Annotated in this window: 18 protein-coding genes; 7 read left to right on the forward strand and 11 right to left on the reverse strand. The window is 63.7% G+C overall.

Annotation, left to right across the window (positions count from 1 at the left end; translation table 11 throughout):
• Positions 1–29: 29 nt before the first annotated feature.
• The 4 genes from Q0K23_RS07745 to Q0K23_RS07760 all read right to left on the reverse strand — a co-directional run bounded on the left by Q0K23_RS07745 (position 30) and on the right by Q0K23_RS07760 (position 9,564).
• The gene (locus Q0K23_RS07745) at positions 30–6,080 is read right to left on the reverse strand and encodes a choice-of-anchor I family protein (protein WP_294520238.1); all 6,051 of its coding nucleotides are present in this window, start codon (positions 6,078–6,080) and stop codon (positions 30–32) included.
• A gap of 296 nt (positions 6,081–6,376) precedes the next feature.
• A complete protein-coding gene (locus Q0K23_RS07750; RefSeq protein ID WP_294520242.1) occupies positions 6,377–7,507 on the reverse strand; it encodes a TPM domain-containing protein in 1,131 nt (376 codons plus the stop codon).
• Positions 7,508–7,605: 98 nt separating this feature from the next.
• Positions 7,606–8,814: a toxic anion resistance protein gene (locus Q0K23_RS07755; protein ID WP_294520245.1), complete on the reverse strand. Its 1,209-nt coding sequence runs from the start codon at positions 8,812–8,814 to the stop codon at positions 7,606–7,608.
• 24 nt (positions 8,815–8,838) lie between these two features.
• A complete protein-coding gene (locus Q0K23_RS07760; protein WP_294520248.1) occupies positions 8,839–9,564 on the reverse strand; it encodes a 5-bromo-4-chloroindolyl phosphate hydrolysis family protein in 726 nt (241 codons plus the stop codon).
• Positions 9,565–9,892: 328 nt separating this feature from the next.
• Between Q0K23_RS07760 and ilvA the strand changes: the two genes are divergently transcribed.
• From ilvA to recR, 3 genes are all read left to right on the forward strand, one after another.
• Positions 9,893–11,113, forward strand: a complete 1,221-nt coding sequence (ilvA, locus tag Q0K23_RS07765) for a threonine ammonia-lyase (protein WP_294520251.1) — start codon at positions 9,893–9,895, stop codon at positions 11,111–11,113.
• Positions 11,114–11,357: 244 nt separating this feature from the next.
• On the forward strand, positions 11,358–12,014 hold the full coding sequence (rpe, locus tag Q0K23_RS07770; protein WP_294520254.1) for a ribulose-phosphate 3-epimerase: 657 nt from the start codon (positions 11,358–11,360) through the stop codon (positions 12,012–12,014).
• 25 nt (positions 12,015–12,039) lie between these two features.
• Entirely contained in the window at positions 12,040–12,642 is a 603-nt protein-coding gene (gene recR / locus Q0K23_RS07775; protein WP_294520256.1) for a recombination mediator RecR, read from the forward strand.
• Positions 12,643–12,703: 61 nt separating this feature from the next.
• On the opposite strand, the gene Q0K23_RS07780 is transcribed toward recR, so the two are convergent.
• On the reverse strand, positions 12,704–12,904 hold the full coding sequence (locus Q0K23_RS07780; RefSeq protein WP_294520259.1) for a hypothetical protein: 201 nt from the start codon (positions 12,902–12,904) through the stop codon (positions 12,704–12,706).
• Positions 12,905–13,008: 104 nt separating this feature from the next.
• Between Q0K23_RS07780 and Q0K23_RS07785 the strand changes: the two genes are divergently transcribed.
• Positions 13,009–13,197 (forward strand): YlcI/YnfO family protein, encoded by a 189-nt coding sequence (locus Q0K23_RS07785; RefSeq protein WP_294520262.1) that lies wholly within the window; start codon positions 13,009–13,011, stop codon positions 13,195–13,197.
• Positions 13,198–13,272: 75 nt separating this feature from the next.
• Here Q0K23_RS07785 and Q0K23_RS07790 read toward each other — a convergent pair whose 3' ends face one another.
• Positions 13,273–14,280, reverse strand: a complete 1,008-nt coding sequence (locus tag Q0K23_RS07790; RefSeq protein ID WP_294520265.1) for an asparaginase — start codon at positions 14,278–14,280, stop codon at positions 13,273–13,275.
• A gap of 96 nt (positions 14,281–14,376) precedes the next feature.
• Here Q0K23_RS07790 and Q0K23_RS07795 point away from each other — a divergent pair, with 96 nt between their 5' ends.
• Positions 14,377–14,730, forward strand: coding sequence for a DUF4234 domain-containing protein (locus Q0K23_RS07795; RefSeq protein WP_294520268.1), 354 nt, complete (start codon positions 14,377–14,379; stop codon positions 14,728–14,730).
• Positions 14,720–15,118: a DUF2752 domain-containing protein gene (locus Q0K23_RS07800; RefSeq protein ID WP_294520271.1), complete on the forward strand. Its 399-nt coding sequence runs from the start codon at positions 14,720–14,722 to the stop codon at positions 15,116–15,118. The genes Q0K23_RS07795 and Q0K23_RS07800 overlap by 11 nt, the downstream gene beginning before the upstream one ends.
• Before the next feature lies 1 nt (position 15,119).
• Here the strand turns inward: Q0K23_RS07800 and Q0K23_RS07805 are convergent, their stop codons facing one another.
• The 5 genes from Q0K23_RS07805 to Q0K23_RS07825 all read right to left on the reverse strand — a co-directional run bounded on the left by Q0K23_RS07805 (position 15,120) and on the right by Q0K23_RS07825 (position 22,609).
• Positions 15,120–15,710 (reverse strand): GDSL-type esterase/lipase family protein, encoded by a 591-nt coding sequence (locus Q0K23_RS07805; RefSeq protein WP_294520274.1) that lies wholly within the window; start codon positions 15,708–15,710, stop codon positions 15,120–15,122.
• A gap of 35 nt (positions 15,711–15,745) precedes the next feature.
• The gene (locus tag Q0K23_RS07810) at positions 15,746–16,459 is read right to left on the reverse strand and encodes an N-acetyltransferase (RefSeq protein WP_294520277.1); all 714 of its coding nucleotides are present in this window, start codon (positions 16,457–16,459) and stop codon (positions 15,746–15,748) included.
• A gap of 197 nt (positions 16,460–16,656) precedes the next feature.
• On the reverse strand, positions 16,657–18,369 hold the full coding sequence (locus Q0K23_RS07815) for an ammonium transporter (RefSeq protein ID WP_294520280.1): 1,713 nt from the start codon (positions 18,367–18,369) through the stop codon (positions 16,657–16,659).
• A gap of 380 nt (positions 18,370–18,749) precedes the next feature.
• The gene (gene sfsA / locus Q0K23_RS07820; RefSeq protein WP_294520283.1) at positions 18,750–19,475 is read right to left on the reverse strand and encodes a DNA/RNA nuclease SfsA; all 726 of its coding nucleotides are present in this window, start codon (positions 19,473–19,475) and stop codon (positions 18,750–18,752) included.
• A 116-nt stretch (positions 19,476–19,591) separates the two neighbouring features.
• Positions 19,592–22,609 (reverse strand): S-layer homology domain-containing protein, encoded by a 3,018-nt coding sequence (locus tag Q0K23_RS07825; RefSeq protein WP_294520286.1) that lies wholly within the window; start codon positions 22,607–22,609, stop codon positions 19,592–19,594.
• A gap of 243 nt (positions 22,610–22,852) precedes the next feature.
• Here Q0K23_RS07825 and Q0K23_RS07830 point away from each other — a divergent pair, with 243 nt between their 5' ends.
• Positions 22,853–23,107, forward strand: coding sequence for a helix-turn-helix domain-containing protein (locus Q0K23_RS07830; RefSeq protein WP_294520289.1), 255 nt, complete (start codon positions 22,853–22,855; stop codon positions 23,105–23,107).
• Positions 23,108–23,488 lie beyond the last annotated feature (381 nt).

Below are 23,488 nucleotides of genomic sequence, written 5' to 3' on the forward strand. Positions count from 1 at the left end.
CCGCTCCCATCTCATTGCGAAGGCAGGATTCAGACGCCGGTCTTTTCCACAAATCGGACCAGGATGGCGGCCACTTCCGCCCGGGTGGCGGTGCCCTGGGGATTGAGCTCCCCGGCGCCGGTACCGGTGATCAGGCCGGTCTCCACCGCCCAGGCCATGGCCTGAGCGGCCCAATTGCTGACCGACGCGCTGTCGGGATAGGCGTTCAGACCGCCCTGGGCCGCCGGGCTGCCGGCGTAGCGCCACAGCATGGTGACCAGCTGCTCCCGGGAGACCGCGCTGTCCAGGCTGGCGCCGTCGGACACGCCGTTGTCCACCGCCCACCGGACGCCCTGCTCATACCAGGTGCTGCCGCCGGTGGTGTCCTGACCATCATAGCGGGCCAGGACGGTGAGGATCATAGCCCGGGTCATCTGGCCGGCAGGGTCAAAGGTGTTCTCGCCGGTGCCGTTGAACAGCTCACGGCTGGCGGCGAAGGCGATGGCCGCCTCGCTCCAGTGGCCGGAGGGCACATCGGCAAAGGTCTTGGTGTTGTCCACGATCTTGACCGTGCCGCCGTCGGACAGGGTGACGGCCACGCCGTTTTCCGTGGTGATGCTGGTGGGGATGACGGACTCGGTGCCGTCCGCCTTCACCAGCACGGCCACAGTGCCCGGGGTCACGTTCTCCACGGGGATTTCCACTCTGGCGGAGCTGCCGGGCAGGTCCACGGTGATCGTGGGGGCGCTGGCCCGGTCGTCAGACGCCGTCACAGCGGGCATGGGCAGGGCCACGGCCTGGCCCTGTTCCACGGCGGCCATGGCCTTCTCGGTCAGGGTGACCTGTGCCTCCACCTGGCCGTCCTTGCTGGTGTTCACCACCGAAGTGGCGCCGTTGGGGGCCTTGGTGGTCTCCGTCTTGGAGCCGTCCGGTCTGGTGACCGTGGTGGTGACGGAGCCGTCGGGGTTGGTGGTGGTCTGGGTCTTGCTGCCGGAGGCTGTGCCGCCGCCGGTGACGGGCGCCTGGGTCTCCTCCGGCTCCAGCTCATAGACCGCCACGGTGCCGGACACCTCGCAGGCGGTCAGCAGCAGGGCCTCGCCGGTGGGGCTGACCGCAGCGGGCACAAAGGCAAAGCCCTCGGGGGCCACGTCGCCGCCGGTCACCCACTTGTCCAGCTCGCCGCCGTCGTACTCCTCAGAGCCGGGGACCACGGAGGCAAAGTCGCGGGAGTTGATATAGTTGACATAAGATACGTGGGCGGGGTCGGTCACGTCGTAGACCATCACGCCGCCGGTGCGCTCCAGGGCGATGAAGGCATAGGTCCTGCCGTCCACCGTGCCCACGGCGACGCTCTCGGCCTCCGGGCCTTTCTTGCCGGAGCGGTCGTCCAGGGTGGCGTTGTCGTTGGAGCAGTTGAAGTAGTCGGGGAGGTACTTGGCGGTGAGGGCCTCAAAGTCGTCGCCGCTGGTGAAGATCTCCTGGATGCCGGTATCGGTGACCTGATAGAGCGTGAAGGAGCGGCCGCCGAAGAGGTAGTCCTTCTCGGCATTCAGGCCGTCATAGTCTTCGGCCAGGAAGAACACCACCTTGCCGGTGAGGCCGGAGTTCTCCGCGGTGATCTTGCCGCTGGGGGAGGTCTTGCCCGCCTTGCCGAAGTTCACCTCGTCCTCGTTCAGATAGTCGCCCCACTCCCGGCTGTCGCCCTCGTTGGCGGTGAGCAGGTAGGTCTTGCCGTCCTTCTCAAAGGCGGCGATGCCGTCGGGCATGCGGATGCCCATCAGGCTCTCATAGGTCTTGGGGCTGTAGGCCTCGTCCTTTTTGTCGATGTCCACGGGGGTGGTGCTGTAGTCCTCAAAGCCGGCGGAGTAGATGCCGGTAAAGGTCCTGGACGCGATGTCCAGCACGGCGATGGCGTTGGCCTCCTGGAGGGTCACATAGGCCTTGCCGCCGGACACGGCGATGTACTCGGGCTCCAGGTCCACGGAGGGGGCGGTGTCCTTCTTCAGGACGATGCCGGCTGCGACCAGGTCCTCCCGCTGCTCGTCAAAGGCGGTGAAGTCCACCACGTCGGCGGTGCCCGCGGTCACGTCCACCACGGTGACCGAGCCCTTGGGGTCGGTAGCGCCGTCACCGTAGCCCTCCCGGGGCTCGCCCTCGTCGGCGGTGAGTAAGGTGTTGTTGTCGGCAAAGGTGACCATGTCGGGCTGCACGCCCACGGCGATCACCTTGCTCAGAGTCAGGGAGCCGTCGGCGTTGCAGGTAAACAGGGCCACCCGGCCCGGGTCGGCGTAGCCCGCCGCCTGGAGAGCCACCGCCAGGGTGGTGCCGTCGGGAGAGACGGCCACGGAGGTCATGTCGCCGTAGGCAAAGGCGCTGTCCGCCGCCTCCACGGCGGACTTCACGTCAAAGCTGGTACCGGTCAGGGCGGTCACCACGCCGGTGTCCTCCAGCTCGCCCATGGGGATGACGGCCAGCAGGCCGCTCTTGCCGTTGACGGCGTAGGCGTACCCGTTGACGCTGTTGTAGGCCACGATCTCCATGACGCCGCCGTCCACGTCGAACTGACCGGAGGTGTAACCGGCGATCTTGGTCAGATCCAGGCTGGCGGAGCCGTTCTCCATGCCCTGGGTCTGCGCCTCGGGGGCCTGCTCCACGTTCACCCAGATGGGGTTGGCATAGAAGCAGAGGCTGGCGTAGTTGGAGTCGTTGATGGTGTCGAAGCGGGTGTGGTTGTCGCTGATGCCGGAGTAGTCCGCGTCGGACAGGGGGTCGCCGTTCCCGTCCACCTCAGACACAGTGGTGCCCCGCAGGCGGAAGTACAGGTCGCTGTCCGCCTCCATGGGGAAGGTGAGGGTGTAGTACCCGTCCTCGCCCAGGGCCTGGGCCAGCTCCTCCTTGGTGAAGGTCTTGACGATCTTGGCGTCGGTGTTGTCGGTGCTGCCGTACTGGGAGTCGTCCACCTTGCCGGTGACATGGCCCATGATCAGGTCCACGTGGTCCAGCTCGGGGGTGTTGTCCACATCGATGCCGGTGTCGGTGTTGAACAGGGTCTCGTAGTTGTTGGTGTTGCCCGCCTTGAAGCGGACGGTGACCGTCAGCTGGTCGCCCTCGTCCACGTTCAGCTCGCCGCCCATGGTGGCGGTGCTGCCGTCAGCGGCGGAGACGGTGAAGCTCAGGTCGGAGATCAGGTTGCCGTACACAGAATAGGCGTTGCCCGAGCGTATGCCCTCCACCACGTCGGAGAAGGTGAACTGCCCGTCGTCGCCGGGCTCCACCCAGACCTGGTTGGCGGAGTACTCGCTGGCCCAGTAGCCGCTGGAGTAGTTCTCGTCGGCGCTGACCTTGAAGTGGAAGTCGGAGTTGGCGAAGTTGTAGAACCTGCGGCCCTCGGAGAGCAGGGCGTCCCACACGCCGCCGGTGACGGCGATCATCTCGTCGGCACCGTTGCGAATGGCGCCGGCGGGCAGCTCGCAGCGGCCGCTGCCCGACATCTGGTTGCCCGGCATGCCCTCAAAGCCGAAGACCACGCTGGGGGCGGCGTCATTGAGACGGCGCAGGTTCTCAATGGTCACCTCGCCGCTGCCGCCGTTGTGGCGGGAGGGGTGGTTGGGCAGGGCGTAGCTGCCGGGGTAGTTCTCCTCCAGCCAGGCCACCGCGTCATAGGCGGTCTCGGCCTGGCCGTCGTTCTGGCGGTCGCCGTAGACCGCCTGCTCGTCCATGTCGTCGGACTTCTCATCCAGGTTAAAGAGGCTGGTGGGGTCGTCGCCGGAGCCCTGGCTGGCGTACAGCCACTCAAAGGCGTGGATGCCGGAGATGGAGGCGTTGCCGTCCTCGTCCAGGATGCCCACGCTGGCGTGGTCCAGACCGGGCATGTCCCACTCGAAGCCGGTGTTGAGCAGCTTGTCGGTGTACTCGCCCTTCACCTGCAGCTTCTCGATCTCCCGGATCTGGGTCTGGAGGGCCACATAGAAGGCGGTGTTGTACTGGCCGTTGCCCTGGCCGTCCACGCCGTTGTAGGACTGGCGCAGGTGGTCGGCCAGGCCCAGGAAGTCGAAGGCGTCGCCGTTCTGGATGTTGTCAAACCGGGCGGCGCTGTTGGCCTCATCCTGGAGCACGTCCTGGTTGCGGAAGGCGGCGGCCAGCACGTTGGTCAGGGACATGAAGGCGGAGGTGGCGTCCTTGGACTGGCCGGTGTGGGTGTGGTACTCGCCGGTCATCCACTGGCCTTCGGTCTGGGTCTCCTGCTCCTCCCTGGCCATGCCGGGGAAGCGGGTCTCAAAATCCAGGTCGATCTCTCCCTCATTGCCCGGGCCGGTGAGGAAGTTCACGTCAAAAAAGCTCTTCTCGCTCTCGTCCAGCGAAGCGGCGTAGGGGGAGTAGACCGAGTAGTAGATCTTGTCCGCACTCTCGTCAAACTCCAGGTAGCGGAACCAGCCGTTGCCGCCGTTGTAGGCAAACTGCAGGTCGGTGAGGATGGAGATGACCTTGTTGCCGTTGGTGTTGGTCAGCTCCTCCATGCCGGAGCCGTGGCTGTGGCCGCCCACCAGCATAAAGACCTGGTCGTAGTCCTTGACGATATCCCACAGCTTGCTGCCCTGGGCGCTGAGCTTGATGGCGCTGGGCTGGGTGTCGGAGCAGTTCTGCAGGTCATGGGTGGTGACGATGGTGGGGCAGTCGGGGTACTCCTCCAGCACGTAGCGGAGCCAGGCCTCGTCGGCGCTGTTCCAGCCTGTGTTGTTGTTGGCGCCCGAGCCGCTGCCCGTGCAGGACAGGGAGATCACCAGGTAGTTGTAGCTGCCCGCCCGCAGGAACATGTAGGAGCTGTTGCCGTCGCCGTTGGGGGACTGAGTCAGGTACCAGCCGGTGCGGCGGGTCCAGGCGGTGCTCTTGCCGGAGAAGCTGTTGTAGTAGTTGTGGATGCCGCTGCTCCAGCCGTCGTGGTTGCCCATCTGCACCAGGAACTTGATGCCCGCGTCGGGCAGGCGGTAGAAGGCGTCCCGGGCGCTGACATACTGGGCGTCGTCGTTGTTGTCGTCCACCACGTCGCCCAGGTGGATGACGCCGGCCACGTTCAGCTCGTCGGCGGTGTCGATGAGCTGGTCGATGGCGGTGTCCATCACGTCGGGGCAGTACTCCACCGTGTTCTGGGTGTCGGGGATGAGGACGATGTTGTAGTTGTCCTCATTGCGCAGGGTGTAGGTGTCGTTGCTGCCGAAGTTTTCCACATAATCCTCCGGATTGGGGACAAGCCACTGGTCCTTGTCCAGCGGCTGGCCGGAGATGCGGATCTCCTGCAGGCTGCCCTGGAGGAACTTGTCCAGGCCGTCCCACCAGGAGGAGCCCACCCGGAACCGGCCGTCCGCCGGGTCGGCGTACATGCCCACCATCTCGTCGGACACATAGTCCCGGAAGGCCTCGCAGCCGTTGACATAGGTGGCGATCTCGTGTCCGTCGGAGACGATGGCGATGTGGTACCACACGCCGCCCTCGTCCATGGACACCGACCAGGCGGCGGAGGACATGTAGTGGTCGCCGTCGGCGTTGCCGGTGATGAACTGGATCTCCTTGCAGTTGGAGATGGAGGCGTACATGGTGCCCTGCTCCCCCTCCGGGTTGCCGCCGCCCGCGCCCTGACGGCCAATGAGGCTCATCCACTGGTCGGCGGCGGTCCAGTCCTCGGGGAAGTAGTAGAGGAACTCCATGGTGTAACCATCGGTAAACTCCTCGCTGTTGATGGCCGCGCCGTCCACAGTGATGAAGTCGGCGCCGGTCTTGGCGCTGTTGTCGCCGTCAAAGACCATGCTGCCGCCCTGGCCGGTCATGCTGTCGTCGGAGAAGGAGAGGTAATCCTCCCAGTTCTCCTGTCCATAGGTCTCCATTCTCAGGTCGTTGTCGTTGCCGCTCTGGTCCTCAACGATCAGGCTGCCGTCGGCAATACTGCCGGTGGTGTGCGCCTGGTCAAACTTCCAGTCGGCCACCACCTTGGGTGTCTCTGTCTCCTCCGCCGTGTCGGCGGCAGAGGCGGGCACTGTTCCCAGCGTCTGGACCGCCAGCAGCACTGCCAGCGCCAGGGAACCAATTCGCTTCGCACACAAGTTCATCTGGATTCTCCTTCTGTCGAGATTGGGCCCTGATGCCGCAGCGACTTCCCGCCCCGGCTGAATATATTCCGTCCGGGGCTGCATCGGACCCAGGCGGTTCCCAACAGGGAGCCGCCGCTTTACGCAGGGAAGAGTTTAGCACCCGCCTTTCGGCTTATCCATGCGGATTGGGTGAAGCTTGTGTAAAACTTGTGTAATCCTGCGGGACGGAAAAAAACGTCCCCTGCCCAGGCCGGTCAGCCTGCACAGGGGACGCGCTTGTATGGTCTGTTTTTTTGTGAGCCGTGTCCGTCGTGTTACCGGCGGCCGCCGAAGGACCCGCCGCCCCGTCCGCCGCCAAAGGAACCGCCGCCCCGGGAGCCGCCGCCGAAGCCGCCCCGGCTTCCACCGAAGGACCCGCCCCCGCGGGAACCGCCAAAGCCGCCGCCCCGGAAGGAGCCGCCGCCTCTGCTGGCGCCGCCGCCAAAGCCGCCGGGTCTGCCGCCGGAGGGACGGCCGCCGAAGGTGCCGCCCCCTCTGGGGCCACGGTTGCCCACGCCGCCGAAGCCGCCCGGATTACCGCCGCCGGGACGTCCGGGACCGCCGGGGCCTCTGGGTCCTCCGGGAGGCGGCGGAGGAGGCGGACGGTGCCAGTGCCGCCGGTACCAGTAGGAGCCGGGCCGGTGCCAGAAGAGGATGGGCCGGAACACATAGGGCGGCGTGGCCACGCCGTAGTACCGGGCCCGGTATGCGTTGTACCGGGAGCGGTCCACCGCGCTGAGGATGACCACCAGCACAATCAGCAAAATCACCAGCCAGACCACCCATCTGTAGGCATACCCATAGGAATAGCCGGTATAGCCGGGGCTGTCAGGCAGAGCGTCATTGCCCACACCGAAATTGGTGTAGTAGAGGTCGTTGAGGCCGCTGTAAAGGCTGAGTACAGCCGCCTCGTACCTGCCGGCGTAGAAATCACCGGCCAGGTATTCCTCCAGGAATGCGTCCACCCGGCTGTCGGGCAGCATGGTGGCGAAGTCGTCGCCGGTGGCCAGATAGTAGCCTCCCTCTGCCACCGTGAGGACCAGCACCGCGTCTCCCTCGCCCAGGCCCAGGCCCGAGCCCAGCTCATAGGCGTAGTCGGCAAAGTCGTCTACGGTCTGCACGTCGGAGGGCACAGACTCCATGGTCACCACGCCCACCACGCTGTTGTACCGGTCATCCCAGTTGGCGTTGTAGAGGGCGATGGTCTCCTCCGCATTGCTTGACAACAGGTCCGCCCTGTCGTCCACGAATTTGGCGTAATAGGTGGTATCCAGCCCGGTGTCCAGGGACCCGGTCTGGCTGCCCACTGCGGCTGCCGGTTGACGCCACAGGCCGATACCCACCGCCGCCGCAATGGCGATGCACATCACTAGCACCGCCACGCCGGTTTTCTGAAAAATCTTCATTATGTCCCTCCGCTCCGGGGGCTGCCTTTGCGCCCGCTCGGGAGCACTGTCGGTCTATGGGACGGACTCATCCCGTCCCGCGTTCTGTTTTTGGGGAATCAGCCCCGCAGCTCCAGCAGCTTCTGCTTGAGTTCGCCTTCGATGCGGCCCAGCTCCACCTCGGCCTCGCGGCGCTTCTGGGCGCCCTCCTGCTGGATCTTCATGACCTCATCCAGGGTAGAGATGAGCTGCTGGTTGGTGTGCTGGAGGGTCTGGATGTCCACCACGCTGCGCTCGGCCTCCTTGGCGGTCTCAATGGTGCCCATCTTCAGCATGTCCGCGTTCTTCTGGAGCAGCTCGTTGGTCATATTGGTCACCGCGCTCTGGGCGGCGGTGGCCTGACGGGAGTGCTCCAGGCCCAGGGCCAGCACCATCTGGCTCTTCCACAGGGGGATGGTGTTCACCAGGGAGGACTGGATCTTCTCCAGCATCAGGGTGTCGTTGTTCTGGATGAGCCGGGTCTGGGGGCCCATCTGAATGGAGATCATACGGGTGAGCTCCAGGTCGTGGATCTTCTTCTCAAAGCGGTTGCACATGTTGGCCAGGTCGTTGTAGGCCTGGGCGTCCTCCTGGGCGCCGGTGGCGGCGGCCTTCTTGCGCAGCTCCTCCAGCTCGCCGGTGCGGACGGCCTGCAGCTTCTTCTTGCCGGCGATGATGTACATCGTCAGCTCCTTGTAGTACTTGGTGTTCAGGTCGTACATCTGGTCCAGCATGGCGATGTCCTTCATCAGGGTGACCTGGTGGCCCTCCAGAATCTGGACGATCTTGTCCACGTTGGTCTCGGCCTTGGAGTAGGCCACCTTCATCTCCTCCAGCTCGTTGCGCTTGCGCTGGAAGAAGCCCATGATGCCCTTCTTCTCCTCCACATTGAAGCCCTTGAGCTGGACCACCAGGGAGCTGAGGGCCTGCCCCACCTCGCCCAGGTCCTTGGTGCGCACCGAGTTGAGGGTATTCTCCGAGAAGGAGGCCACGTTCTTCTGGGCGGCGGCGCCGTACTGGAGGACCACGTTGGAGTCGGTGATGTCGATCTTCTGGGAGAAGTCGTCCACCATCTTCCGCTCGGCCTCGGTGAGCATGCTCTCGTCGATCTTCACCGCGTTGGCGTCCCGCTGGGCCTGGGCAGCTGCGGTCTCCTCGGCGCCCAGGGTGGGCTCCAGAGTCAGGGTGGGGGCTTCCGGCGTGCGGAGCACAGTCTCAGCCTGGGCGGCCTGGGCCGCGCCGGTGGGGTCCAGGGTCAGCTCGGGGGTCATATCGATCTTGTCGGTCATAGGGATTCATCCTTTCCTCGTTGTTTATGACTGGGCCGTCATCTGGTCCCCGCTCAGCCCCTCCTGGGCCAGCAGATTTTCCAGTACGGTAATATCAGTGGAGATGTCCAGCGCCTCGTCCCCAAAGAGGGCGTCCAGCTGGCGGTCAAAGGCGGACACCACCGTGTCCATGCTCTGCTCGATCCGGCCCATGGTGCCGTCGATGTTGGTGCCCGACACGCCGGCGGCGTCCATCCGGTCGTAGGCGTTGAGCAGCTTGAGGGTGGTGGGCAGGTAGTAGTTCATGAAGCGGCTGATCTGGCTCTTCTTGGCCGGCTTCTCCACCACCAGATCAAAGATCTTCTTGGTGGTGGCCTCCAGGTGGTCGATCTGGGCGGAGAGCTTCTCGTCCTGGATGGAGTCGTTGAGGCGGCGCATCTCGGACAGGGCCATGTCCCGCTGCTTGAGCAGGCCGTCCAGCTCCGGGTCGCCGGTGGACTGCCGCTCCGCCTTGGGCTCCGGCGGAGTCTGGGCCTGCTCCTTCTTGGGAGGCTCTTTCTTCTCCGTCGCCTTCTTCTCCGCCTCCGGGTCCGCGATCTGATAGGTCTTGTCAGGCCAGATGGCCTTGCCGATGATAAAGGCCACCACCGACGCCACCGCGGCCAGCACGTAGTCCAGCGGCCGGTACAGGGGCAGCAGCAGCGCCCAGGCCAGCCACAGGGCGGCCACCAGGTAAAAGGGCGCCACTGAGCGTTTCACTTTTTTTGTCATAATCTCCTCCATGCCCTTGGCAACAGGGCAGCCGCGCTTTTCGCCAAAATCGGGGGCAAAAAAGCTCTGTTTCAGGCCGGTCAAAGAGATTGACCGGATCTTTCCGCGCTGATATGTCCGCTCCGGCATCCCGGCCGGAGGACTGCCCGGGCCCTTCTTTGCCCGGTATATGTCCCTGATGGGTATTCCATTTCCAGTTTATTGTACCCCCCCTATCAGAGGGTGTCAAGAACACGTTGACTTTAGCACTTAAATTCATTAGAATAATGGTTATCTATATTCAAAGGGATGACCTGACCGGCCGATCCCCAGCAAAGGGGTTTTCACCATGATGACATTGGAAGATTTCAAAGCCGCCCGCAATGTACTCTCGGGCGTCATCACCAACACGGGGCTTGTCCCCAGCACGGCCCTGTCCAAGGCCTCGGGCAACAATGTGTATCTGAAGCCGGAGAACATGCAGGTCACCGGCGCGTACAAGATCCGCGGCGCCTACTTCAAGCTGTCCACCCTGTCCGAGGAGGAGAAGGCCAGAGGTCTGGTCACCGCCTCGGCGGGCAACCACGCCCAGGGCGTGGCCTACGCGGCCCAGGCCGCGGGCGTCAAGGCCACCATCGTCATGCCCACCACCACCCCCCTGGTGAAGGTGAACAACACCAAGGACTACGGCGCCGAGGTGGTGCTCCACGGCGAGACCTTTGACGACGCCGCCGCTCTGGCCCAGCAGCTGGTGGAGGAGCGGGGCCTGACCTACGTGCCCCCCTTCAACGACCTGGCGGTGGCCACCGGTCAGGGCACCATTGCCTATGAGATCTTCCAGAGCCTGCCCGATGTGGACGTGATCCTGGTGCCCATCGGCGGCGGCGGCCTGGCGGCGGGCGTGTCCACCCTGGCCAAGCTGCTCAACCCCAACGTGAAGGTCATCGGCGTGGAGCCCACCGGCGCCGCGTCCATGAAGGCCAGCGTGGAGGCGGGCCATGTGGTCACGCTGGACCACGTGGAGACCATCGCTGACGGCGTGGCTGTGAAAACCCCCGGCGACCTCATTTTCCCCTATATCCAGCAGAATATTGACGACATCATCACCATCGACGACGTGGAGCTGGTGGACGCCTTCCTGGACATGATCGAAAAGCACAAGATGATCGTGGAGAACTCCGGCCTGCTGCCCATCGCCGCCCTCAGCCACCTGGACTGCAGGGGCAAGAACGTGGTCTGCGTGCTCTCCGGCGGCAACATGGACGTGATCACCGTGGCCAGCCTGGTGCAGCACGGCCTCATCAACCGGGGCCGCGTGTTCACCTTCTCCGTCCAGCTGCCCGACCGGCCCGGCGAGCTGCTGCGGGTGGCCGAGATCATCTCCCGTGAGAACGGCAACATCATCAAGCTGGAGCACAACCAGTTCGTCAACATCAACCGCCAGAGCGGCGTGGAGCTGCGGGTGACGCTGGAGGCCTTCGGCCACACCCACAAGCGCACCATCCTCACCGCCATGCGCTCCGCCGGGTACGACGCCCGGGAGGTCAACACCGGCGACTTTTACGACTGATCCCCCCTGATCCTGCTGCCGTCCGGCGGGCAGAGCCCGCCGGACGGCTATCTGAAAGCGGTTGTTCCCCCGGCCGGACCGCCGGGCCGTGGGAGCAGAGCGGGGGGAAGCCGCCGCCGGCTGGGAGCGATTCCGCTGTGCCATCCTATGTGCCGGACCGGCCCCGGGTGCGGCGGGGACCCTTGCCCCACTGAATGCATCATACAGGAAATTTTTCAATTTCTGTTAAAGCGGAGGTTTAAGTATGATTAAAATTGCACCCTCGCTGCTCTCAGCGGATTTTGCCAATCTCCAGCGTGACATTGAGCGGGTTCCCAACGCCGACTGGCTCCACGTGGACGTGATGGACGGCATGTTCGTGCCCAACATCACCATCGGCGTGCCGGTGGTCAAGTCCCTGCGGGCCTGTACGGACAAGTTTCTGGACGTGCACCTGATGATCGAGAAGCCGGAGCGGTACATCGACGCCTTTGCCAAGGCGGGCGCCGACCTGCTCTCCGTCCATCTGGAGGCCGACCTGCCCCCCGCCATCCACCGGGCGCTGGACCGGATGGAGGAGAACGGCGTGAAGAAGGGCATCGTCCTGCGCCCCATCACCGGCGCTGAGGCGGTGATCCCCTATCTGGAGCGGGGCCTGGACTTGATCCTGGTCATGACGGTGGAACCCGGTTTCGGCGGTCAGGCCTTTATGGCCGACATGCTGCCCAAGCTGGAGGCCATCCGGGGCTATATTGAGCGCTACTGCCCGGGCTGCCACCTGGAGGTGGACGGCGGCATCGACCCCGCCACCGCTCCCCTGGCCGTGAAGGCGGGGGCCAACGTGCTGGTGGCCGGCTCCGCCGTGTTCGGCAAGCCCGACCCCGCCGCCGCCGTGGAGGCCCTGCGCGCCGCCGGTATGTGATTTCGAATATTTTGGAGGATTTTCCATGCAGTACTTTCCCCCCGCCCTGGAGAAGCTGGTGGAGCAGTTCCACAAGCTGCCCGGCATCGGCCACAAGAGCGCCCAGCGGCTGGCCTTCTATATACTCTCCCTGCCCGACGAGGACGCCGCCGCCTTTGCCCAGGCCATCACCGACGCCAAGCGAGCCATCTCCTTCTGCCCCGTGTGCCAGAACCTGACCGAGGGCGAGGGGCCCTGCCCCATCTGCCAGAGCCCCAAGCGGGACCGGTCCACGGTGTGCGTGGTGGCCGACCCCAAGGACGTCATCGCCATGGAGCGCAGCCGGGAGTATAACGGCCTCTACCACGTGCTCCACGGGGTCATCTCCCCCATGAACCACGTGGGGCCCGACGACCTGCACATCAAATCCCTGGTGGAGCGGGTGGGCAGCGGCGAGGTGAAGGAGGTCATCATGGCCACCAACCCGGACACCGAGGGCGAGGCCACCGCCATGTACCTCTCCCGGCTTTTGAAGCCCTTCCAGGTGAAGGTCACCCGTCTGGCCTACGGCATCCCGGTGGGCAGCCACCTGGAGTATGCCGACGACGCCACCCTGATGCGTGCTCTGGAGGGCCGGCGGGAGATGTGATGTTTTCCACAAAAGAGGAGGCCGCGGTTGATAACCGCGGCCTCCTCTTTCATCTTTTCTTCTATGGTTCCAGCATCTCACGCAGACAGGCAATCTTTTCCCCGTCCTCCATCTCGTCGCTGAACACGATCCCCGCTATCTCCCACAGCATCTGCCGGCTCTCTTCCTGCATCGCTGCTTCAATATGCTCTATCCCCGGGATTTCCACTGTTACCTTGCCGCTGCGAATCATATTCGCTAGAATCATGTCCAGCTGTTTCATTCTTCTCACATCCGCTATACTTTTTAATATCAAATCGTTATGCATAAATAATATACAAAGTGCTACACAATGTAAAGTACAAATTGTGTAGTTGGTGATACTCCATGGCAAAAAAATTTAAACTCCCAGCCGTTCCCAAAACCACACAGAAGAATGTACGCTTTCCCAATGACATTATAGAGCAGGTCGAGGAGGCTATCCGGGGAACAGATGTCACCTTTTCTGCCTTTGTGATTGAGGCCACACGGGTGGCCCTGGAAAACCTCCGTGAGGAGGAAGAAGGCCAGGAATAACGCCCTTTTATGTCCCCGAACATGCAGAAGGCCGGCGGCGCAGTATCTGCGCCGCCGGCCTTTTATTGCCTTGTTTCAGATGCCCTTGTCCACGGTCACCTCGCCGCAGAGGCTGCGGGCGAAGAGGGCCCGCACCTGCTCCGGGTCGCCGGTCTGGCCCAGGGACCACATGAGCTTGGTGACGGCGGCCTCGGTGGTCATGTCATAGCCCTGGATGACCCCCTCGGACAGGGCCTTCTGCCCGGCCTGGTAGAGGGAGAAGTCGCTGCGCTCATAGAGGCACTGGGAGCACACCACCACCGCCATCCCCGCCTGGACGGCGGCGTGGAGCTTGGAGATCAGGTCCCGGCGGATGAAGTGGAGCCCGCCGGCGCCGAAGGCCTCGATGACCACGCCCCGGTAGTGCATGGACAGGAGCATGTCGAAGATCTCCGGGTTCAGGCCGGGGGTCAGCTTGATGAGGAACACGTCCCGGCACAGGGCGTCCCGCAGGGCGCAGGGCTCCCCGCTGGGGACGGGCAGCGCCTCAGGCCGCAGGAGCAGCCCGGCGGCGCTGATCTGGGCGGCCAGCGGCCAGTTGACGCTCTCAAAGGCGTCGAAGCCGGTGGTGCGGGTCTTGACCGCCCGGCAGCCCAGGATCACCTTCCGGTCAAAGGCCACGAATATGCCCCCCACCCCGCTGGCCGCCATGGCAAAGGCGGTGCGCAGGTTCTCCAGTCCGTCGGTGAGGGGGTGCTCGATGGGCAGCTGGGAGCCGGTGAGCACCACGGGAACCTCAATACCCCGGAGCATAAAGGAGAGCACTGAGGCGGTGTAGGCCATGGTGTCGGTGCCGTGGGTGATGACGATGCCGTCAAAATCCCCCCGGCTCTCGTACACCGCCCGGGCGATGACCTGCCACTCCTCCGGCTGGATGTTGGATGAGTCCATACTCAGCAGATCCCGGATGGTGAGGTCGTAATTGTCCGCCAGGCCGTACAGCCGCCTGGCCAGGCCGCCGCCGTCCAGCCCCGGGGCCAGGCCCTCCGCTGTGGGCCGGGAGGCAATGGTGCCTCCGGTGGTGAGAAGCAAGATCTTTTTCATGAATCCATTTCCCTCTTTTAAGGATTTCTTAATTGCATTTCGTTCCGGCATCCTCTATACTGAAATTCAGAAACCAATCTGAACGGAGGAGAGCTTATGCATCAGCGCAATGTTGCCCTCTGCATCGTCCTTACCATCATCACCTGTGGTATCTACGGCCTGTACTGGATGGTCTGCCTCACCGACGACTCCACCGAGGTCACCGGCATGGGCCGCACCAGCGGCGGCATGGCCCTGGTGTTCACCCTGATCACCTGCGGCATTTACAGCATCTACTGGGCCTACAAGATGGGCGAAAAGCTGGACATGGCCCGGGCCCAGCGGGGCGTCCCCACCGGCAGCCTGGCCATTGTCTACCTGGTCCTGTCCCTCTTCGGACTGAGCATCATCACCTTCGCCCTCATCCAGAGCGAGCTGAACAAGTACTCTTTCAACGGGAATGACTTCTGAGGTCAAAGGCCGCCTGAAGCGGCTTCTCCTGCGGGCGGGCCTGATCCTGGGGATCGGGCTCGCCTATGCTGTTTTTGCGGGGCGGAGCGGGCTGTCCCTCCCCTGTCCCTTCCACGCCATCACCGGCCTGCTGTGCCCCGGCTGCGGGGTCACCCGGATGTGCCTGGCCCTGCTGAGGCTGGACTTTGCCGCCGCCTGGGCCGCCAATCCGGTGCTGCTGCTCCTGCTGCCCGTCCTGGCGGCGCTGCTGGTCCGGCAGTCGGCCCGGTACGTAAAAAGCGGGCGGTCCGCCCTCAGCAGAGGGGAATCCGCCCTGGTATGGGGTATGGTGGCTGTTCTTCTGCTGTGGGGCGCCGCCCGGAACCTGGTTCCGCTGCTTTTCTCCTGACCTACCGCAGCATGCGCAGGGCCAGGGGGAGCACCAGCTCGGCCACCTTCCGCTCTCCGGCTGCGGACAGGTTGTGCCGGGGCAGCTTCCGCTCGCCGTACCAGCGGTCCGGATCATCCCGCAGGGCCCGGTACAGGTCCACAAAGGGCACGCTCCGCTCGTCGCACAGCCGGCTCAGGCCGTCGTTCCACTTGGGCAGCCGGCTCTGGACCAGCTCTCCGGCGTAATCCTTGTCAAACCAGGGAATGCCCAGGGTGATGACCCCGGTCCCCTGGGACTTGGCCTGGCGGAACATGTCCGCCATCTCGCCCAGATAGGCCGCCATGGTCCGCCCGGGCCGCCGGATATCCTCCATGCCGAAGCCCAGGACGCACAGCCTGGCCCCCGCGCTCCGGGCCGCAAAGGTCTCCCGGGCGTCCGCCGCCGTCTCGCCGGGCACCCCCTCGTTCCGCACTGCGGCCTTGGCCCCCAGCGCAGCCAGAATGGCCTCCATCTGGGCGGGCCAGGCCTGCTCGATGGGGCCGCATTTTCCCTCATCTCCCAGGAAGTAACGGGTGTTCCCGTCTCCCAGGGCCACAATCGTCCGATTCACACACTCACCTTATTTCTCTCTGCATCTCGCCGGCCTCAGGCCAGCAGATCCCCCTCGGAGATCACCTGATACCAGTGGGAGATCAGCCGGGTCTGGACAAATCCGGCCGACCGGTACAGGTCATAGGCCAGAGCGTTGGCGGTGGAGACCTTCAGCCAGGTCCGGCCGAAGCCCTCTCCCGCCAGGAGGGCCATGACGGAGCACAGCAGCTCCCGGCCCAGACCCCTGCCCCGGAAGTCCTTGCACAGGCCCATGCCCTCGATCTCCGGGTCGGCCTCCTGGAAGCCCAGCAGGTAGACCCCCACCGGCACCCCGTCCAGCATGGCCAGGCCGCAGCGGCTGCCCTCGGCCTGGATGCGCTCCAGGTCCGTGCGGCCGCAGGAGGCGGAGTTGGGCACGTCGAAGAAGCACTCGTTGTACAGGGTCAGCCACTGGCCCACCTTCTCCCGGCTCAGGGGCTCCAGGGTCAGCTTTCCCTCGGGCGGGGGGCAGGTCCTGTCCAGGGGCCGCTCCAGGCGGAGCATATCGTGGCGGAACTCCAGCCGGTAGCCGTCTCCGCTGCCCTCGGCCAGGGGCGCCGCCGGGTCCAGAGACGCGGCGTATATCTCCGTGGCGCCCTCTCGCAGCAGGCTCCGGGCCCCCTGACGGATCAGGCCGTCCACCTGGTCGGGCCAGCACCGGCGGATCCACATATATCCCTTCCCTTTGGCCGGGATTTCTTTTGTTATGATCTCCAGCTCAGGCTGCATGGCCTGTTCCTCCCGCTCTATTCTGTATTGGATGAATTTTTATTATACAACGCGGCCGCCTCCTGTGCAAGTCCAACGGCCTATTCCGTCCCCCTTTCCCCTGTTTTTTGTCCAAATCATCTGAAAACCGGCAGGATCTCCCCCGCTGAGAGGAGACCCTGCCGGTTTTTATCTTGATCTGCGGTACCGCAGTTGTTTTACTCCTCCCCCTGGAGGGCGTCGTAGCCGTGCTCACCGGTGCGGACCTTCACCACGTCCTCCACCCGGTAGACAAAGATCTTGCCGTCGCCCACGTGGCCGGTGTACAGGGTCTTTCTGGCCGTATTCACCACCTGGTAGACAGGCACTCTGGACACCACGATGTCCACCTGGACCTTGGGCAGCAGGTTGATGGACATGGGCACGCCCCGGTAATACTCGGTCCGGCCCTTCTGGATGCCGCAGCCCAGGACCTGGCTCACCGTCATTCCGGTCACGCCGATCTCGCTCATGGCGTCCTTCAGCGCCTCGAACTTGCTCTGGCTGCATATGATGGTCACCTTGGACAGGAGCACGTCAGACGCGGGCGCAGCAGGCGCGGAGGATACCTGCACCGGTACGGCCTCGTCCAGGCCGATGTGCCCTTCCGCCACGGCCTTGGGATAGGCGTTCTCCCCCGCCACGGCGGTCATGCTGGTGGTCTGGCTGAAATCGGCGTAGGCGGTGGGCAGGCCGTGCTCGTGGATATCCAGGCCGTCCAGCTCCTCCTGAGCCGTGACACGCAGGCCGATGGTGTGCTTGAGCACCGTGAACACGATGGTCATGGTCACGGCCACCCAGGCCGCCACGGACACCACGCCCAGGCACTGGGTCAGGAAGAACTTGGGGCCGCCGCCGTAGAACAGGCCGCCGTCCACTGCCAGCAGACCGGTCAGCAGGGTGCCCATCATGCCACAGACGCCGTGGACGGAGATGGCGCCCACCGGGTCGTCGATCTTGACCACCTTGTCGAAGAACTCCACCGCCAGGGGCAGCACGATGCCGGCGCAGATGCCGATGACGGCAGCCCCGAACACGGACACCATATCACAGCCCGCGGTCACAGCCACCAGGCCGCCCAGGGCCGCGTTGAAGGTCATGGACACGTCGGGCTTCTTGAAGCGGACCCAGGTGAAGATCATGGTGGTGACGCAGGCCACCGCCGCCGCCATGTTGGTGGTGACGAAGATAGTGCCCGCGGACACCAGGGTGTCGTCCCCGGTCATGGACACCGTGGAGCAGCCGTTGAAGCCGAACCAGCAGAACCAGAGGATGAACACGCCCAGGGCTGCGATGGAGAGGTTGTGGCCCAGGATGGCCCGGGGCTTGCCGTCCTTGTCATACTTGCCGATGCGGGGCCCCAGCAGCTTGGCGCCCACCAGCGCCGCGATGCCGCCCACCATGTGCACGGCGGTGGAGCCGGCAAAATCGTGGAAGCCCAGCTGGGACAGCCAGCCTCCGCCCCAGATCCAGTGGCCGGAGACCGGATAGATCACAGCAGAGATGATCAGGGAGTAGATGCAGTAGGAGATGAATTTCGTCCGCTCCGCCATGGCGCCGGACACGATGGTGGCCGAGGTGGCGCAGAACACGGTCTGGAAGATGAAGAAGGCCATCAGGGGCACGCCCTCGGGCAGGATGGCGCTGTAATCGCCCCGCACCAGGGGGTCAAAGCCGCCGATGAGGGCCCCGGCGCCGCCGAACATCAGGCCAAAGCCCAGCAGCCAGAAGACCGGTGTGCCGATGCAGAAGTCCATCAGGTTTTTCATCAGGATGTTGCCGGTGTTCTTGGCCCGGGTGAAGCCCGCCTCGCACAGCGCGAAGCCCGCCTGCATGAAGAACACCAGCGCAGCGCCCACAAGCACCCAGATCGTGTTGACCGAAGAATACATAGACTCTCCTCCTCTAAAAATAGTTTAAGGGGGCGTACTCCACACACTGAGTACGCCCCCTTGCGTAAAAGAAAGAGGCGCTAAGAATACTTCGTATCCTCAGCGCCCTTGCTTTGATGGGTTGATTTTAATCCCGTTTTTGAAAGTTGTCAATCCGAAACTTTCATTTCGTTTAATATGATAAAGTATTTGATCAAATGAGCCTTATGCCTGCAATTTCTTACAAAATCAACTTTCCATATCTTTATTTTTCTATTTCAAAAATATCATCGCGTTTTGTTTGCATCTCTCCGGACGCCAGGCCGGGCCAGCCGAATAGAGAAGCAGGATTTCCGTCAAAAACGGTCCTCTTTCAGCCGTGAGGCCCGGCACTCCTGCGCCTACAGCCGCACCTCCACCGCCTCCGCCATGGTCAGGCTGTCCGGCGTCACACGGCAGGTGTGGGCCAGGATCTCCACCCCCGCCGCCCTGGCCCGGCGGAGCGCGTCCCCAAAGGCGGGGTGGGTCAGGTCGTTGGGGGAGAAAAAGTCCGCCCGCTCCATCTGGATGACAAAGCACACCGCCGCCTCGTACCCGGCGGCCTTACAGGCCATCAGCTCCTCCAGATGCTTCACGCCCCGCTCAGTGGGGGCGTCGGGAAAGTAGACCGCCCCGTCCCGCTCCAGGGTGACCCCCTTCACCTCCACAAAACCCCGGCGGCTCTCCCCGTTTTCCGAATACTCATAGTAGAAATCAAACCGGGAATTCCCCCACGTTTTCTCTCCCTGGAGCAGGGTCAGCCCGTCCCGAAACGCCCCCGACCTCGCCCACTGGGCGAACACCTGGTTGGGGGCCTGGGCGTCCATATTGATGAGGGTCCCCGCTCCGCCCTCCGCGCTGCCCTTCTCCACTGCGATCAGGTCATAGGCGGTCTTACGGGCCGGGTTGGTGCTCTTCTCCAGGTAGACTGTGGTGCCGGGAACCAGCAGTTCCCGACAACGCCCTGTATTTTTTACGTGGCATATTACAAAATCTCCGGTTTTCTCCTGGCCCTCCAGGGCCACATGGGCGATAAACCGGTTGGGCCGGGCCAGGAATATCCCCCGGCTGATATGGTGGTAATGCATGGTCTCACGTCCTTCCGGGATATGATACCACAGCCAGGCCGGGAAGGGAATGGGCTTTCCCAGCCGGCGGCAAAAAGAGCGCCGGGCAAATGCCCGGCGCTCTTGGGATGACATGCTCAGTCGGCGGAGGAGGTCACCGCAATGTTCAGGGTGGTGGTGCCGCCGTTGCTCAGCTCCACGGTCACGGAGCCGGTCTCAACGGTCTTCAGGTCCACCCAGGCCAGCACGGCGCCGCTCCAGTTGGCGTCGCCGGCAACGGTGTACTGGCCGTCAATGGTGAGGGCAACAGGCACGCTGGTGCCGCCCCACTGGGTGGTGATCCAGGTCAGGATGCCCTCGGTCACGTTGTCCTTGTGGACGGTCAGGGTGCTGTCATCCCAGGAGAACACCTTGCTGACCGGGATGCCCTGGATCTCGGCGGGGCCCTCGGCCCACAGGGCGGCCATCATCTCGTTGACGTTGTCCTTGTTGTCGGTCTCAGCGCTCCACACAGGGGCCTGGGCGGCCGTGATGGCGCCGGGCAGCTGGTTGGAGATGACGATGTTGCCGGTCTTGAGGGTGTAGGAGCAGGAGGCAATGGCCACGCCGTCCTGGAGGAAGGTGAGGGTCTCGGTGTAGTCGCCGGTGCCCTTCACGGACCACAGGCCGTCCTCGGCCTGGGCGAACACGGTGCCGAACTTGAAGTAGGTGTACCCGTCGTCCTCGGTAAGGGTACCCATGCGGCTGTCGCCCTTCAGCTCCGCAAAGGTCATGGTAGCGGTGCCCACCGCCTCCACGCCGGGACGGGACACGGTCCGCACCACGGTGTCAGCCGCGCCCAGCTGCTGGGTGGGCACACCGATGTACTCCACCAGTTCGCCGTTGCGGCTCTTCACCTCGGCCTGGGTCAGGGAGACCTGGCCGCTCAGGTCCAGCTCGTGGGCCTCGTCACGGGCGATGGTGTCGCTGCTGCCGTCCACCCAGCCGCTGGTGGCCACCTTCACGTCGGTGACCGTCTCAGGCTGGCCGATGGTATAGCCGCTCAGATCCACGGTGAAGGAGTAGGCGGCCACCACGTTGTCGTCCTTCAGGAAGCGGATGGTGTAGGCGTACTTGCCGCCGTCGGTCAGCTCCCACACGCCCTGGGCATTCTTCCGGGCAAACACAGCGCCCCACTTGAAGTAGTAGCTGTTGTCGTCCTTGGTCCACCAGCCCGCGCCGGCATCGGCGGCGGTGTCGCTGGACAGGGCCCACTCGGTGTTCTTGCCGTTGACCGTGCGGACGATCTTGTCAAAGCTCAGGCCGTCCTGGGGCACGGCGTAGTACACGGTGTACTCACCGCCGCCGCCCATGCCCTTGACCTGCTCCTGGGTCAGGGCGCCGCTGCCGCCGTTGGACACCAGGGCGGTGCTGCCGTCCCAGGCCAGGCCGGTCTCGCTGGAGCTCACGCCCTCGGGCAGTTTATCCAGGGAAGTTGTAACATTCTCCAGGTTTTTTACGTTTGTCTGAATGGAGGCCAGATTGATCTCGTACTTCTGGGGAGCATAGGCGTCGCCTTCGCCGTCCCAGTCGATGGTCAGGTGGGTCTTGGGGGTCAGGGCGGTGGCGTTCACAAAGGCCACGAAATAGTACTCACCCTCCGCGCCGCCGGCCACATTGGGGTCGCCGGTGGTCAGCTCCACGGAGCTGGAGGCGGTGTCGCTGGCCTGGGTACCGAAGGTGTAGTAGGCGCTGGTCACCCCCTCAGGGGCCTTGATGGCGAAGCCTACCCAGGAGCCCTTGGTGTGCTGGGCGTTCTCGTGGATGGGCACCACGCCGCTGCTGGACAGGTCAATGGTGATGACGCCGGTGGCCAGGGTCTTGTAGGCGCTGGCAGTGATGGTGGGCATCTCGGTGATGGGCTCGTCGCTCTGGTCCACCGGATTCACGCCCACAACGCCGCTCACGTTCTCCACGCTGGGCGGGTTGTAATCGCCGCCGGAGCCGCCGCTGGTGTTGTCCTTGATCTCGTTGCCCTTGCTGTCGGTGGGGTTCTTCACGCCGTCGGCCACGTCAATGACAGCGGGCTTGCGGCCATCCAGGATGACGCCGCTGGACTCGATGACGGCCTTGGAGATGGTGCCGCTGTTGTCCACCCGGACGGCGGCGCCGGCCTCCAGTGTGTGGATGGTGCCGGTGTTCTTCACGTCGGCGGCGCTGTTGGCCTCCAGGGTGGTGATGGTGCCCCCGTTGGACAGGTGGGCCTCGGCGTTGTTAATCGCCACGGTCTCCGCCTTGGCGCCCGCGGCCACGGTAACAGCGGCGGCGCTGTTGACGCTGACGTTCATCGCTTCGGTGCCGCTCTCCAGGGTCACGGCGGCGGTGCCGTCAACCTTCACGGAATCCGCCATCACGCCGCTGAGCTTCACGGTGCCGTTACCGCAGCCGGCGGTCACCACTACGCCGGCGGTCTTGCCGGTGAGCTTCACCTCGCCGTTGGCCGCCACCACCACAAAGCCCTTCTGGTTGTTCACGCTGTATTCGCCGGGCTCGCTGATGTACACGGTGATGGCCTTGTCCAGCAGAGCCATGGTGGAGGCCCGGTCGATATTGACGCCGGGCTGGATGCTGCCGTCGCCGCTGCCGGAGATGATGCCCATCTCAGCCAGAGGGGCCATATATCCGGCAGCCCAGTCGGCCACGGACCCGCCATCGGTAAATCCGCCCAGGTTGGGGTTCTCCGCAGGGATAACGCCCATGGCCCGGCCAAACATGACCATGGTCTCCTGGCGGCTGATCATGGCCATGGGGTTGGCGTTGAGGCCGTCGCCCTGCATGATACCGGCGGCAGTACACTTGAGGATGGCGTCGGCGTACCACTCGCCGCCCTGAAGGTCGGCGTAGATGTTGGGCGCTCTCTCGGTCAGGCCGAACATGTTGACAAAAATCTGTGCCAGCTCGGCCCGGGTGAGGGAGGCCGTAGGATTGAAGTTGCCGTTCTCATCGCCGTTCACCACGCCGGCGGCGCCCCACCGGCCGATGGACTCGCTGGCCCAGCTGCCGGCGGCGTCGGGGAATTCAGGCGCTGTCTGTTCCGCCGCCATGGCGGGGTGGGACAGCATGGACGCCATCATCGCTCCAGACAGGACCAGGGATAATCCTTTTCTTCCGTTCATATTATTTCCTCCTGTTCTGCACGGATTGTTTCAGCCTGTGCTTTTTCACAGGCTGCCGGGGCCCGTGGCGCTCTGCACGTCTGCCGCAGGCCCTCCAGTCTGCCTCTTCTGTTTTTTCTCATGCTTCCTGTACACTCTTATAACGACATCGGCCCGCATTCTGTTACCGTATGGCAGAAATACTGCCAAAAACTTATGTCCGCACTTGTGTCAACGATACGATGAGCGAGGTGATTTTCCATGATGTTCCCTGCGATCCGCGCACTGCGGGAAGGCCGAGATTGGACGCAGCAGCAGGTGGCTGACATGCTCTATCTCAACCGCCGGACCTACTGCGCTTACGAAAACGGCGCCATCGCCATCACGCCGGAGCTGTTGATCCAGCTGGCAGCGCTCTACCAGACCAGCGTGGACTACCTTCTGGGCCTGACCACTGTCAAGGCCCCCTATCCCCGGAGAGGACAACCATGTCCGTTCCAGGCACGCGGTACAGTCTGACTTATATGGAAATCCTTCGGCCTGACAGGCAGCTTCTTCTGCGGCTCTGTCGGAATTTTTCTCATGCTGATGTACAGGTAAAACTGTCGGCAATCTTCATATTTTCTTCTAATTCCCGTTCTTTTCTGTACTTTTAATGCCGACTGATTTAGTATAACAAATTCCATCCGCAGTTCAAGCGGTAATATTTTCTTTTAAGTAATAATAAGTACAAGAATTATGTAACTAAAAAGCCGTTTCCGGTGTTGGCGGAAACAGCAAAAAAGAAGCGGCAGACATCTGTCTGCCGCTTCTAACTCTTTGCGTTGGCGTTACCTATCTTTCCGGGCCGTCTCCAGCCAAGTATTTTCGGCGCAGGTGAGCTTAACTGCCGTGTTCGGG

It is taken from the genome of uncultured Pseudoflavonifractor sp., from assembly GCF_944387275.1.
Taxonomy (GTDB): domain Bacteria; phylum Bacillota; class Clostridia; order Oscillospirales; family Oscillospiraceae; genus Pseudoflavonifractor; species Pseudoflavonifractor intestinihominis.